Source organism: Martelella mediterranea (genome assembly GCF_004342225.1).
GTDB classification, from domain to species: Bacteria; Pseudomonadota; Alphaproteobacteria; order Rhizobiales; family Rhizobiaceae; genus Martelella; species Martelella mediterranea_B.
This window is the reverse complement of the sequence record NZ_SMAR01000028.1, coordinates 12,989-27,113: the sequence shown is the minus strand read 5'-3', so window position 1 is coordinate 27,113 and position 14,125 is coordinate 12,989. Positions and strand designations below refer to the sequence as shown.

The 14,125-nt window shown below is 54.2% G+C and carries 12 protein-coding genes and 3 tRNA genes; 2 read left to right on the top strand and 13 right to left on the bottom strand.

The window, feature by feature from the left end; genetic code table 11:
• Nucleotides 1-15: 15 nt before the first annotated feature.
• The 11 genes from nuoH to EDC90_RS15500 all read right to left on the bottom strand — a co-directional run bounded on the left by nuoH (nt 16) and on the right by EDC90_RS15500 (nt 9,555).
• The gene (gene nuoH / locus EDC90_RS15550) at nt 16-1,062 is read right to left on the bottom strand and encodes an NADH-quinone oxidoreductase subunit NuoH (protein ID WP_132313252.1); all 1,047 of its coding nucleotides are present in this window, start codon (nt 1,060-1,062) and stop codon (nt 16-18) included.
• A 10-nt stretch (nt 1,063-1,072) separates the two neighbouring features.
• Nucleotides 1,073-3,154, bottom strand: coding sequence for an NADH-quinone oxidoreductase subunit NuoG (gene nuoG, locus EDC90_RS15545; RefSeq protein WP_132313250.1), 2,082 nt, complete (start codon nt 3,152-3,154; stop codon nt 1,073-1,075).
• Between the two features lie 98 nt (nt 3,155-3,252).
• Nucleotides 3,253-4,557 (bottom strand): NADH-quinone oxidoreductase subunit NuoF, encoded by a 1,305-nt coding sequence (gene nuoF, locus EDC90_RS15540; protein ID WP_132313248.1) that lies wholly within the window; start codon nt 4,555-4,557, stop codon nt 3,253-3,255.
• A gap of 13 nt (nt 4,558-4,570) precedes the next feature.
• Complete coding sequence (gene nuoE, locus EDC90_RS15535) at nt 4,571-5,533, bottom strand: NADH-quinone oxidoreductase subunit NuoE (protein ID WP_132313246.1); 963 nt, start codon at nt 5,531-5,533, stop codon at nt 4,571-4,573.
• A 122-nt stretch (nt 5,534-5,655) separates the two neighbouring features.
• Nucleotides 5,656-6,846, bottom strand: coding sequence for an NADH-quinone oxidoreductase subunit D (locus tag EDC90_RS15530; protein WP_132313244.1), 1,191 nt, complete (start codon nt 6,844-6,846; stop codon nt 5,656-5,658).
• Complete coding sequence (locus EDC90_RS15525) at nt 6,839-7,276, bottom strand: GFA family protein (RefSeq protein ID WP_132313242.1); 438 nt, start codon at nt 7,274-7,276, stop codon at nt 6,839-6,841. The genes EDC90_RS15530 and EDC90_RS15525 overlap by 8 nt, the downstream gene beginning before the upstream one ends.
• Before the next feature lie 10 nt (nt 7,277-7,286).
• Nucleotides 7,287-7,883, bottom strand: a complete 597-nt coding sequence (locus EDC90_RS15520; protein ID WP_132313240.1) for an NADH-quinone oxidoreductase subunit C — start codon at nt 7,881-7,883, stop codon at nt 7,287-7,289.
• A 15-nt stretch (nt 7,884-7,898) separates the two neighbouring features.
• Nucleotides 7,899-8,477, bottom strand: coding sequence for a NuoB/complex I 20 kDa subunit family protein (locus EDC90_RS15515; RefSeq protein WP_132313238.1), 579 nt, complete (start codon nt 8,475-8,477; stop codon nt 7,899-7,901).
• The gene (locus EDC90_RS15510; protein WP_132313236.1) at nt 8,468-8,833 is read right to left on the bottom strand and encodes an NADH-quinone oxidoreductase subunit A; all 366 of its coding nucleotides are present in this window, start codon (nt 8,831-8,833) and stop codon (nt 8,468-8,470) included. Before EDC90_RS15510 ends, EDC90_RS15515 begins: the two co-directional genes overlap by 10 nt.
• 374 nt (nt 8,834-9,207) lie before the next feature.
• Nucleotides 9,208-9,284, bottom strand: a tRNA-Asp gene (locus EDC90_RS15505).
• A gap of 194 nt (nt 9,285-9,478) precedes the next feature.
• A tRNA-Asp gene (locus EDC90_RS15500) sits at nt 9,479-9,555 on the bottom strand.
• 600 nt (nt 9,556-10,155) lie between these two features.
• On the opposite strand from EDC90_RS15500, the gene EDC90_RS15495 reads away from it, so the two are divergent.
• Nucleotides 10,156-10,231, top strand: a tRNA-Val gene (locus tag EDC90_RS15495).
• 604 nt (nt 10,232-10,835) lie between these two features.
• Here EDC90_RS15495 and EDC90_RS15490 read toward each other — a convergent pair.
• Complete coding sequence (locus tag EDC90_RS15490) at nt 10,836-11,162, bottom strand: HlyU family transcriptional regulator (RefSeq protein WP_132313234.1); 327 nt, start codon at nt 11,160-11,162, stop codon at nt 10,836-10,838.
• A 123-nt stretch (nt 11,163-11,285) separates the two neighbouring features.
• Entirely contained in the window at nt 11,286-12,536 is a 1,251-nt protein-coding gene (gene ilvA / locus EDC90_RS15485) for a threonine ammonia-lyase (protein ID WP_132313232.1), read from the bottom strand.
• A gap of 104 nt (nt 12,537-12,640) precedes the next feature.
• Here ilvA and EDC90_RS15480 point away from each other — a divergent pair, with 104 nt between their 5' ends.
• Entirely contained in the window at nt 12,641-14,095 is a 1,455-nt protein-coding gene (locus EDC90_RS15480) for a TrkH family potassium uptake protein (protein WP_132313230.1), read from the top strand.
• Nucleotides 14,096-14,125 lie beyond the last annotated feature (30 nt).

Below are 14,125 nucleotides of genomic sequence, written 5' to 3'. Positions count from 1 at the left end.
TTGACAGCACCATCATCAGCCGATCCAGCCGGTCAGTTTGACGACGAAAGCAACAATCACAACCATTGCCAGCGACAGCGGAAGGAAGACCTTCCAGCCAAGGCGCATGAGCTGGTCATAGCGATAGCGCGGGACGAATGCCTTCACCATGCCGAACATGAAGAAGCAAAGCAGAAGCTTGATCACGAACCAGATGATGCCCGGAACCCAGTTCAGCACCGCGATGTCAACAATCGGCAGCCATCCACCAAGAAACAGCGTCGTGGTCAGCGCGCACATCAGAACGATCGCGGCATACTCACCGAGCATGAACATCATGTAAGGCGTGGAGCCATACTCGACCATGAAACCTGCAACCAGCTCGGATTCAGCTTCCGGCAAATCGAAAGGCGGCCGGTTGGTTTCAGCAAGCGCTGAAATGAAGAACACGATGAACATCGGGAACAGCGCCAGCCAGTTCCAGTCGAGGAACGAATTCGGCAAGCCAATCATCGTACCAAGCCCGGTCTGCTGCGCATAAACGATGTCTGACATGTTCAACGAACCGGCAGTCAACAGAACCGTGACGATCACGAGACCGATCGAAACTTCATAAGACACCATTTGCGCAGCAGAGCGCAGGGAGCCAAGAAACGCGTATTTCGAGTTAGAAGCCCAGCCACCCATAATAACGCCATAAACTTCAAGCGAAGATATAGCGAAGATATAAAGGATACCGATGTTGATATTTGCGATCACCCAGCCATCTGCGACCGGAACAACAGCCCAGGTTGCCAGAGCCAGCGTCACCGAAATCAAAGGGGCCAGCAGGAACACGACCTTATCCGCACTCGCAGGAATGATCGGTTCTTTCAGCACGAATTTCAAAAGGTCGGCAAAGGACTGAAGAAGACCGAAGGGACCGACGACATTCGGCCCGCGACGCATCTGAACGGCCGCCCAGATCTTACGGTCGGCCAGAAGGATGAACGCAATACCAATCAGCAGAATGACCAGAAGCAAAAGGGACTGGCCGACCATGATCAGCGCGGGCCAGAGATAGGTTGAAAGAAAAGAATCCATTTTTCGGTCCTTACTCCGCCGCAGCCTTGAAATTGTTACGCGCCAGCGCCGAGCATTCCGCCATCACAGCCGACGCCCGCGCAATCGGATTTGTGAGGTAGAAATCGCTAACCGGCGAGATGAAGGGCTGATCAGACATTTCACCACCCTTTTCAGCCGCAGCGTTGATTGCATATTCATCGCTTTCAGCGACTTCATCGATATCGGCAAAATGCGGGAATTCCGCATAAAGCGCAGCACGCAGCGCCCCAAGTGAATCGTAAGGCAACGTTTTCCCGAGAACGCCGGAAAGCGCCCTGAGAATAGCCCAGTCCTCACGTGCATCACCCGGTGCGAAACCGGCACGGCTGGTCATCTGGGCACGGCCTTCCGTGTTCACCCAGGTTCCCGATTTCTCGGTATAGGTCGCACCCGGCAGAACAACATCGGCGTTCATGGCACCGGCATCACCATGGCTGCCGATATAAACCGTAAATTTCGCCTTTTTGGCGCTCATGTCCATTTCGTCTGCGCCGAGGAGGAACAGAACATCCATGGATTGCAGCATGGTTGCCGCATCAGCGCCCCCCTCACCGGGAACAAAGCCGAGGTCAAGACCACCAACACGCGAAGCAGCCGTGTGCAGAACGGCAAATCCGTTCCAGTTTGAACTCACTGCACCAACATCCCTGGCCAGCTGAGCGGCCCTGGACAGAACAGCCATACCATCTTCACGCGACAAAGCGCCCTGCCCGATCACGATGATCGGACGTTTTGCGTTTTTCAGCGTTTCAGCGAAGGAAAGCTGCCCGCCCGCCAGATCGTTCAGTGTCTGCGGGCCAGCACCCAGATATTCATATTCATAACGCAAATCTGCATTCTCACCGATCACGCCGATCGGGAACGGGCCCTTGCGGAAACGCTTGCGGATGCGTGCGTTCAGAACCGACGCTTCGAAACGTGGATTGGAACCGATAATCAGCAGCGCATCAGCGTCTTCGATCCCTTCGATTGTGGGGTTGAAGATGTAGCTGCCACGGCCAAGTTCCGGATCAAGCTTCGTGCCGTCCTGACGACAGTCAACATTGGAAGACCCCAGAGAGGCCATAAGGCTCTTCAGCGCGTACATTTCCTCAACACTCGCCAGATCACCGGCTATAGAACCGATCTTGTCACCGCTGGTCTTGGCCACTTCGGCTGCAATCGCTTCAAACGCCTGCTGCCATGTCGCTGGCTGAAGCCGGTTCTGAACGCGGATATAGGGCTTATCGATACGCTGTGTGCGCAAACCATCCCAGATGAAGCGCGTCTTGTCGGAAATCCACTCTTCGTTGATCTCCTCATTAACACGCGGCATGATCCGCATGACCTCACGCCCACGGGTATCGACCCGGATCGCAGAGCCAAGCGCGTCCATCACATCGATGCTTTCCGTCTTGTTCAACTCCCACGGGCGCGCCGTGAAAGCGAAAGGCTTGGAGGTCAGAGCACCCACAGGGCAAAGATCAACGACGTTGCCCTGCATTTCAGAGGTCATTGCCTGTTCCAGATAGGTTGTGATCTCTGCATCCTCACCACGACCAATCAGCCCCAGCTCGGAAATACCGGCAACCTCGGTGGTGAAGCGAACGCACCGCGTGCAGTGGATGCACCGGTTCATCACCGTTTTGACGAGCGGACCAATATACTTGTCTTCAACCGCGCGCTTGTCTTCCTGATAGCGCGATGCATCAATGCCGAATGCCATCGCCTGATCCTGAAGATCACATTCACCGCCCTGATCGCAAATCGGGCAATCGAGCGGATGGTTGATCAGGAGAAACTCCATCACACCTTCACGCGCCTTTTTGACCATCGGCGTGTTTGTGCAAATCTCCGGCAGCTCACCATCACGTCCGCCACGGATATTCGTGACCCCCATGGCGCAGGATGCAGCCGGCTTCGGCGGACCATACTTCACTTCCACCAGGCACATGCGGCAATTGCCTGCAATCGACAACCGCTCATGGAAACAGAAGCGTGGAATTTCAGCACCCGCCGCCTCCGCTGCCTGCAGCAGCGTATAGTGGTCGGGAACCTCGATTTCCTTGCCGTCAACGATGAGCTTAACCATATCCGTCTTTCCCGCTTCGCCGTTGCCTTAAGCCCCGGCTCTCAAGATATCCATGACCCGGCCCCGCCCGACCGGGACCGGCAGAATTAAAAAATCACTTACTCAGCCGCTTCCATAACCGCGCCTTCCGACGTGGCATTGGCTGTATACTGATCGATCCGCTGCTCAATCTCCGGCCGGAAGTTGCGGATCAGCCCCTGAATCGGCCATGCCGCAGCATCACCAAGAGCACAGATCGTGTGCCCTTCAACCTGTTTGGTGACTTCAAGAAGCATATCGATCTCGCGCTTCTGCGCCTTGCCGACGACCATGCGTTCCATCACGCGCCACATCCAGCCAGTGCCTTCACGGCACGGCGTGCACTGGCCGCAGCTTTCATGCTTGAAGAACTGCGCCAGACGGGCAATGGCCTTGATGATGTCGGTGGATTTGTCCATCACGATCGCGCCGCCGGTACCGAAGGATGACTTGACGCTCTTGAGACCATCAAAGTCCATCTGAACGTCCATCATATCTTCAGCGCGAACTACCGGGCATGATGCGCCACCAGGAACAACAGCCAGAAGATTATCCCAGCCACCGCGAATGCCGCCGCAATGCTTCTCGATCAGCTCGCGGAACGTGATGCCGAGACTTTCCTCGACAACACAGGGCCGTTCGACATGACCGGAGACCATGAAAACCTTTGTCCCGACATTATTGGGACGGCCGAAAGAGGAGAACCAGCTGGCACCGCGACGCAGAATTGTCGGTGCGACAGCAATCGACTCGACGTTATTCACCGTCGTCGGCATACCGTAAAGACCGACATTCGCGGGGAATGGGGGCTTAAGCCGTGGCTGTCCCTTCTTGCCTTCAAGGCTCTCCAGAAGCGCAGTCTCTTCACCGCAGATATATGCGCCTGCACCGTGATGCAGGACAACGTCCATATCCCAGCCGCACTTGTTATCCTTGCCCAGAAGACCAGCGTCGTAGCATTCATCAATCGCAACCTGAAGCGCTTCACGCTCACGCATGAATTCACCGCGAATGTAAATGTAGGCGGTGTGCGCGCCCATACCGACACCGGCCAGAAGGCAACCTTCGATCAGGTGATGCGGATCGTGCCGCATGATCTCACGGTCTTTACATGTTCCCGGCTCGGACTCATCGGCATTGACTACCAGATAATGCGGCCGGCCATCGTCACCCTTCGGCATGAACGACCATTTCAAACCGGTCGGAAAGCCAGCGCCGCCACGGCCGCGCAATCCGGAATCCTTCATTTCCTGAACGATCCAGTCACGGCCCTTATCGACAAGCGCCTTCGTATTATCCCAACAGCCGCGCGCCATAGCTCCCTTCAGAGACTTATCCCTGTGGCCGTAGAGGTTTGTGAAGATGCGATCTTTATCCTTTAACATGCTTCACCTCCTGTCACGGCTTTCTGCCGAATACTTTTTCATATTCTTCAACGCCGCCGCGCGAAAGAACACCGGCCTGGCGCACCCATTCATCGCGTTCGATACGTCCACGGAACTTAAGGTAGTCATCAACCCAGATACATTCTGCAGGCGTCCAGGCCGCAATCTGCGCAAAAGTATAGACACCGAGTCCGTTGAGAAGAGATTCAATTTTCGGACCAATGCCGGAAATCAGTTTGAGATCATCTGTCTCTTCCGGCTTGTCATTAAGGACCGGCGGTTTGCTACCAGATGCAGCGGCGATCGCCTCATCCGAACCTGCGCCATCCTCTACATCATCGCTGACCGAATGATCAACAGAATCATCATTATCTGTCAGAGACGTCAAACCACCTTCAGGCGCTGAGAACCAGCGATCAATCTGCGGGCCTGTTTTAACCTGTTCGCCACGACCGGCTTCAAATTCATCAATAATCTCTTCCAGGCGTTCAGGCGTCAGATCCTCATAAGCATCCTTGAAGATCATCACCATCGGCGCGTTGGCACAAGCCCCCTGACACTCCACCTCTTCCCAGGAAAGCGTGCCATCAGCGTTGGGCTCAAAAGCCTTTGCGTTGATCTTCTTTTTACAGACGTTAATCAGATCACCCGCGCCGCGCAGCATGCAGGGCGTTGTGCCGCAAACCTGGACATGCGCCCTTGTGCCTACCGGCTTCAGCTGAAACTGCGTGTAGAAGGTCGCGACCTCCAGAACGCGAATCAAAGGCATCGACAGCATAGCAGCGACTTTTTCAATCGCCGCACGCGTCACCCAGCCTTCCTGCTCCTGCGCCCGCATCAACAGCGGGATAACAGCGGATTGCTGCCGGCCTTCGGGATATTTCCGGATCGTAGCTTCAGCCCAGGCGGCATTTTCTTCCGAAAAGGCAAATACTTCCGGCTGAACATTATCATCGGCGAGTCGACGAACGGACATGCTCTCTCACACCTCTTTGGAGGTTACTGTCACGGTTCCGGCATAACCCGACACAAAAGGCCGACTCAATGCCGGCACGGGACAGCTGGAAACGGCTTTCAATTTCATTTCAGCGCTCACGGTCACCGGTCCACCTCTCCGAACACGATGTCGAGCGTACCAATAATCGCAGTCACATCAGCCAGCTGATGGCCCTTCGACATGAAATCCATGGCGGAAAGGTGAGCGAACCCCGGAGCGCGGATCTTGCAACGGTAAGGCTTGTTCGAACCATCTGATACCAGATAGACACCAAACTCACCCTTAGGTGCTTCGACGGAGGCGTATACCTCACCTTCCGGCACATGGTAACCTTCGGTGTAAAGCTTGAAGTGATGAATCAAAGCTTCCATCGAACGCTTCATCTGACCGCGCTTGGGCGGCACGACTTTACCGTCCATCGAATTGAACGGACCGACCTTCGCATCGCCAAGCAAGCGCTCAACGCACTGCTTCATGATCTTCACAGATTCGCGCATCTCGTTGATACGTACCACCCAGCGGTCATAACAGTCGCCATGCTTACCGATCACGACATCAAAGTCGAGATCGGAATAACACTCGTACGGCTGCGCCTTACGCAGGTCCCAGGCAGCGCCTGAGCCACGAACCATCGGACCGGAGAAGCCCCATGCAAACGCATCCTCAAGAGAGATCACACCGATATCGACATTACGCTGTTTGAAAATCCGGTTCCCGGCGAGAAGCGCTTCAATGTCATCAAGCTTGGCAGGAAACTCTTCACACCACTTGCCGATATCCTCAACCAGCTCCGGCGGGAGGTCCTGATGAACACCACCTGGACGGAAATAGGCCGCGTGCATACGCGCGCCACAGGCACGTTCGTAAAACACCATCAGCTTTTCACGCTCTTCGAAGCCCCAAAGCGGCGGCGTCAGCGCGCCGACGTCCATGGCAGCCGTCGTCGTATTCAGAAGATGGTTGAGTACACGCCCGATTTCCGAGAACAACACACGAATCAACTGACCGCGAATCGGAATTTCAACGTCGAGCAATCTTTCAACTGCGAGCGCGAACGCATGTTCCTGATTCATCGGCGCGACATAATCGAGCCGGTCAAAATAGGGAACGGCCTGCAGAAAAGTCTTCGTTTCGATCAGCTTCTCAGTACCGCGATGCAAAAGGCCGATATGCGGATCCACACGCTCGACAATCTCGCCATCAAGCTCAAGCACAAGACGCAACACACCGTGTGCCGAAGGATGTTCGGGACCGAAGTTGATCGTAAAGTTACGGACATTATGTTCAGTCATGCTGATGGCCCTGTTCCGACGCATAGGCTGCAAAAAACTCTGCCGACGTCATCTTCTTTGTATCGTTGGCGAATGCGTAATTGTCCGGTTTCTCGTCAACAAAAATCTCGCTGACAAACCGGAACGCATCTGCATCATCAAAGGCCTGAGATGAAACAACGGTATCGGAACCGTCCTGCATCCGCCAGAACAACGTGCTGCCGCAGGTTTTGCAAAACACCCGCTCGCCGTATTCCGAAGACGGATAGACGCCAAGCGCGGCCTCATTCTCAACCTTGACACTGGTTCCGCATTCGACACCCAGAAATCCTGCACCACCGGACCAACGGCGACACAGACTGCAGTGACACGCCCCCATTTCCATGCTCTTTGGTACAGCCGAAAAGCGAACATCTCCACAGATACAGCCACCGGTCATATGTTCAACCATCGAAGCCACCTCAATTCGCTTTCTCATCTCCGGGAAGAACATAATCCGTTCCTTCCCAAGGACTCATGAAGTCGAAACTACGGAACTCCTGCTTCAGATCGACAGGCTCGTAAATCACGCGCTTGGCTTCCGAATCGTACCGCAACTCGACAAAACCGGTTGTCGGAAAGTCTTTGCGAAGCGGATGCCCTTCAAAACCGTAATCGGTCAGGATCCGGCGAAGATCCGGATGGCCACTGAACGGAACACCGTAAAGATCCCAGGTCTCGCGTTCAAACCAGTCTGCACCGGGGAAAATCGGCGTGATGGATGGCACAACTTCATCCTCGGCAGCCTGCAACTTCACGCGGATGCGCAAATTCTGTGTCGGCGACAGGAAGTGATAGACAATATCGAAGCGCTTTTCGCGCTGCGGCCAGTCGACACCGCAGACATCAATGATATTGACGAAGGCGCACTGGCCGTCATCGCGCAGGAATTTTGCGACATCGACAATAGCATCCGGCGACGTGAAAACGGTCAGCTCGCCGTATTCAACCTTCATATCCGTGACGCCCTGACACACTTCCCGAATATGTGCGCCAAGCTCGTTCAAAACTTCACTCATTTTGCCCTCTCGGCTTTATCGCTCGATTGTGCCTGTGCGCCGAATCTTCTTCTGCAACAGAAGCACGCCATAAAGCAGCGCCTCTGCTGTGGGCGGACAGCCCGGCACATAGATATCGACCGGCACAACCCGGTCACAGCCACGCACAACAGAGTAGGAATAGTGATAATAGCCACCGCCATTGGCACATGAACCCATCGAGATCACGTAACGTGGTTCAGGCATCTGGTCATAAACCTTGCGCAGCGCGGGCGCCATTTTATTGGTCAGTGTTCCGGCCACAATCATAACATCAGACTGGCGCGGAGATGCACGCGGCGCAAAACCGAAGCGCTCGCAATCATAGCGCGGCATCGACATCTGCATCATCTCGACAGCACAGCATGCAAGACCAAACTGCATCCACATCAGCGAGCCGGTTCTGGCCCACGTGATCAGCTGCGCTGCGGAGGTTACGAGAAACCCCTTATCGGCCAGCTCGTTATTGATCTCACCGAAGAAACGATCGTCTGAACCAACGGGCTTGCCGGTCGAGGGATCGATAACGCCCTTGGGCTGAGGTGCCACCAGCGTCTCGTTCGAGCCTACTCCCATTCCAGCGCTCCCTTCTTCCATTCATAGATAAAGCCGATGGTCAGAACTCCGAGGAAGACCATCATCGACCAGAAGCCAAACCAGCCCACATCCCCGAACGATGCCGCCCAGGGAAACAGGAACGCCACTTCAAGGTCAAAGATAATGAAGAGAATCGCGACCAGATAGAATCGGATATCAAACTTCATGCGGGCATCATCAAAAGCGTTAAACCCGCATTCATATGCCGAGAGTTTTTCCGCATCGGGTGCTTTGAAAGCCAGCGCAAATGGCGCGACCATCAAAGCAAGCCCGATGATGAGACAGATTGCGATGAAGATGACGATCGGAACGTAAGAACTGAGCATGTCAGCCATGAAATCACCCTTGCCATTGTAGAGACGCACGGGGCGCGGCGTCTGCGCAGGATAAACTGCGGTAGCAAAAATTGATAGATGTTGAGGTGTGGTTAGCGCAGCAAGCGGCTCGGCGCAAGCCATTCAGGTTTCATTTCATGGCAGCGCAGCAAGGTTTTCCCGCGCTCACCCCACCAGACATGGCATTTTTGAGGCAGAAATCAAAAACGCGTCATTTTGAAGCGGTCTACGATTATTTTACATGATTAAAATACTCAGATTTGATGACTGAGAATTTCGCGCGTTCTGACAGGCCTTTGCAAAAGCGACGACCAAAGCTTTGCAGCGCAGCGCAGCAGAACAGATTGCAAAAAAAAGCAAATTAAAGAGAAGAATGGCGCGAGTGACGGGGCTCGAACCCGCGACCTCCGGCGTGACAGGCCGGCACTCTAACCAGCTGAGCTACACCCGCGCATTTCGCTCAAACCAACGCTTGAAGCCTCTTTGCGAAGCGCGTTTCCGTCTGGCGTGAGCGGCTGTTTAAGGCCGGCACAGCAGACTGTCAAGCGGTCGTCATAAAGAAGGTTTACGAAATCGAAAAAGAATCCACACCCAAGCGAGCAGCGAGTTGCTCTGACAAAAATAAGAAGATGAGGGAAGATTAAATGGCGCGAGTGACGGGGCTCGAACCCGCGACCTCCGGCGTGACAGGCCGGCACTCTAACCAGCTGAGCTACACCCGCGCATTTCACTCAAACCAACGCTTGAAGCCTCTTTGCGAAGCGCGTTTCCGTCTGGCGTGAGCGGCTGTTTAAGGGGGGCACGCCAGACTGTCAAGCAGCATCTAACGTATTTTGGCTTTTTTATCAGGCCTGCTTTCAAAACACCCATAAACCCTGAAAGACAGACTGGCGATTTTTGGAAACACCGGCCTGCTTTTCATCAGCTTGCGGATAAAAGAGGCGCTGCTTCTTCAGAATCACTCCTCCCTCAAGACATTCTGAACCGCGCTCAAAGGTCGCTCATATCTGGTTTTCCTATTTTCCTTCGGCAAAGCTTTTGCAGCGCGCACTCATATCCGGTTCAGCACCGGTCGCATCCGGTTCCGACCGCGAGAGCCATGACGTCCTTCTTGTGGATGGTTGGCAGCTTCGCCCGTCGGTCGATCATTCAAACTCCCCTGCACCTCATCACGAACCGATCAGCGCCCCCCAAAAAAGTCACATCGCGAGGGCCGGAAAATCGGGCTTCTTCAGCGACCTTTCAAAAAAAACACAAAAAACATTTTGAAGGGGCTTGCGGTTTTCTCCGGTTCCGCATAGTTAAGCGCCACCAACGCGGTCGGGCGATTAGCTCAGTTGGTAGAGCGCCTCGTTTACACCGAGGATGTCGGGAGTTCGAGCCTCTCATCGCCCACCATTCTTCCCACGTTTGCGCAGACTATAATTGTTGTTGCTCGAGTTTCGTTTGAGGCTTATCATCCCGTTCAGGGAGAGAGCATCATGGCACGTTACACATGTATCGAATGCCAGATGATTCAAAGCACAGGACGTGTTTGCAGCCGCTGCGGGGGTTACAGCCTTGAGTCTTTGGAGACGCATGATAGCGCTCCAAGAACGAGCAAAAACCCACCGGCACGGACGGAACCCAGCAACACACCGGTCTGGCTTTCACTCATCGGCATCGCATTTCTGACAAGCTACTTGCTGGTTTTTCACCTGTGACGGCTGACACTCAGGCGCCTTTTGTTGTACGCTGCAAGCAGCAGCATCCGGCTTCAAAAACGTCTGACGTCGTCACGGAATCCAGCCGCTTGCGCTATACCGGCGGACTGGACGTGGTTCTGGCACTCAAGGATTGCTGTTTACTGAACCTGCTGGCCTTCAACAAAAGAGCATCAGCCAGCCTACAGCCTGAGACAGGCGCACACACAAGGAGAGACCTGTGCGAGACCACCTCAAAAGCGGTCCGACAGGCCAGTCAGCCCAATAAGAGCGGTATTTCAGTTTTCAGAAAAAGTTTGTCAGGCCGTACGGCTTTTCTGACCATCAGAAAACAGAGACTTGCCGTTCTGATCGATAATCTGTTTGCCTTTTTTCAGGCTCCATTCAATCGCTTCATCCTGTGAGGCGAAAAGATCAGCACGGATAAAGGTGCGCGTAAAAGTCTCGTCGCCAACCTCTTTTTCGATTCGCCCCTGCAGGCGGTACTGACTTCCCTCTTTCGTCGGCTCTGCAAAGATGATGCAATCTTCATGAACAAGCGACTTAACGGCCTGCTCGTTTTCCTGGCCAGCCTCACCTGCCCCGCCTGAAAACAAGGAACCGAGTTTCGAGAAAAACGACGCCATATTAAAAACTCCCTTTTTTGAAAGTCATACCCGATCGGGAAACCGTATGCCACCCTGCCGCAAGCCTGAAAAAGCGGCGCAGGTTAGCGTGTCATCATAAAAAGATACGCGCTATGCCTTCGATCAGATAATCAAATTCGCGAGAATTTCATTCTCGGTTATGTCCTGATATTTCAGCCCGTTGCGATCAAGGTTTGCAAAGAGAGCTGAAAAGTTTTCAGGCCGCGCGGTCTCAATCCCGATGAGAATGGAACCAAAGTTTCGGGCTGTCTTCTTGAGATACTCGAATCGCGCAATGTCATCTTCCGGCCCCAGCAGCCCCAGAAAATCTTTCAAAGCGCCCGGCCGCTGTGGCAGCCGCAGAATCAGATATTTCTTAACCCCGGAATAGCGCATCGCCCGCTCTTTCACGTCCGGAAGCCGGTCGAAATCGAAATTTCCGCCGGAAACAAGAACGATGATCTTCTTGCCTGAAATGGCCTGCCGATCCATCTGCCTGAGCGCGGTCAGCGCAAGCGCGCCGGCTGGCTCCAGAACCACCCCTTCAACATTCAGCATTTCACTCATCGTGACGCAGATTGCGTTTTCAGGCACGAGGATCACCTGCTGTGCCGAAAAGCGTTTCAGCGCCTCAAAATTGCTGTCACCAATCCGCGCGACGGCTGCACCATCGACAAAGTTGTCGACCTCATCCAGCGCAACGATTTCACCTGCTTCCAGCGTGCGTTTCAGACTTGGCGCACCACAAGGCTCTGCAAATATGAATGTCTCATCGGCAAGTCGGCCATTGAAAAAACCGGTAATGCCAGCCGAGAGACCGCCGCCACCGACTGGCATGACAACAAGATCCGGATCTCCGTCTTCATTCTGCCAGGCGTCGGCGATTTCCGCTGCAACAGTTGCCTGCCCCTCAATAATATCCGGGTGGTCAAAGGGCGGCACCATCACCCCGTTATTATCTTCAACAAACCGGCGGGCCGCCGCGTAGCAGACATCGAATATGTCGCCGACCAGTTCGATGCGGATATAGCCTTCCCCGAAGGTTTTCGTCTTTTCGATCTTTTGCTGAGGCGTTGTCACCGGCATGAAAATCACACCCTGGACACCGAAATGCCGGCAGCAGAAGGCAAAGCCCTGGGCATGATTCCCGGCAGAAGCGCAGGCAAACACACGATCATTGCGCCCAGCCGCAATCTCCTTGCGCATGAAATTAAAAGCGCCACGCAGTTTATAGGAGCGAACCGGCGTAAGATCTTCGCGTTTGAGATAGATATCCGCCCCGAAAACATTGCTCAGATGAACATTGCGCTGCAACGGCGTTGCCTCAAAAAGATCACGAAGAGCCAGTTTCGCAGCGATCACATCTTCCAGCATTTGTCATCTTTCCATTGAGCTTGTCTTGTTTCACCGGTATGGCATAAACCAGCGGCTATAAAAAAGCCCGATTGTAACTTTAGCGTCTGACGGGGAACGTCTCCTTGAACGCCACTCTTTTGCGGTCCGCCTTTTATATCGCTGCTATTTGCGGGCTTTATCTCGCTGCCGCGATGTTCGTTCCGGCTATGGCCGATCTTTATTACGCCAACCGCGACTGGCAGGTCTTTGCCATCTGTGGCTTCATGGTTGGCGGTATCAGCGCGGTAACCGCTGTCGCCATGCGCGGAAACCCGCCGCCGTTTTCACGCAGGCTTGGCTTCTTCCTCGTCAATCTGCTGTGGGTCACTTTTGCGCTCGTCGGTTCCATTCCGCTTTATCTGGCCGGACCAGACCTCAGCTTCGCGCAATCCCTGTTTGAATCCGTTTCCGCCATTACCACAACAGGATCAACCGTGCTGACAGGCCTTGATCACATGGCGCCTGGACTTCTCCTCTGGCGGTCTCTGCTGCAGTGGATGGGCGGCATCGGTATTGTCGCACTCGGTCTGTTCATCCTGCCGTTTCTGCGCATTGGCGGTATGGCATTCTTCAAGATGGAATCGTCCGATACAAGCGACAAGCCCTTCGCCCGCATGGCCAGTTTCACGCGCGCCTTTCTGGCGATTTATGTTGGCATCACGATTGTCTGCGCCATCTCTTACGATGTCGCCGGGATGTCCCATTTCGACGCGGTCAACCATGCGCTTACCACAGTTGCGACCGGCGGCTTTTCGACCCATGACGCATCGTTCGGTTATTTCGACAATCCGGAACTGTTGTGGATCGCTGCTTTCTTTATGACGGTGTGCAGCCTGCCGTTCTCGATCCTGATTCTGTTTATCGTGCGCGGACGTCTCGACACGCTTCGCGACCCGCAGATCATGCTGTTTCTGATGTATCTTCTGATCGCCGCGTTCCTGCTGGCACTCTACATCAGTCTTGATGGACAAATGAGCTTCACAGCCGGACTGACACAGGCCATTTTCAATGTCTCATCGGTTCTATCGACGACAGGATATGCCAGTGCTGACTACATGACCTGGGGCAGCTTCGCCATCGTGATGGTGTTTTTCCTGATGTTTATGGGCGGTTGCTCGGGCTCCACGGCGGGCGGGATCAAGTCCTACCGCTTTCTGGTTCTCTTCAATATGTTGAAGACAGGTCTGAAAAAGCTGATCTATCCGAACGCCGTTTATTCGGTTCGGTATGGCACGCTGACCGTCGACTCGGACACGCAGCGAGCCGTCTCGATGTTTTTCAGCGCCTACATTCTTTTGTGGGCAGTTGGCAGCATCGCGATGGCGGCTCTCGGCTACGATCTTATCACTTCAACATCGGCGGTTTTGACAGCACTTTCCAATGTCGGGCCGGGTCTTGGCGATATTATCGGTCCGGCGGGCAATTTCTCGACAATGGCAGATCCGGAATTGCTTCTGCTGACGGTTCTTATGTTGCTTGGACGTCTCGAAATTCTGACGGTCGTCGTCATCCTGATGCCGATGTACTGGCGCGGTTAGACCTTTCATCTTTCGCTCAACGGCGTGGGA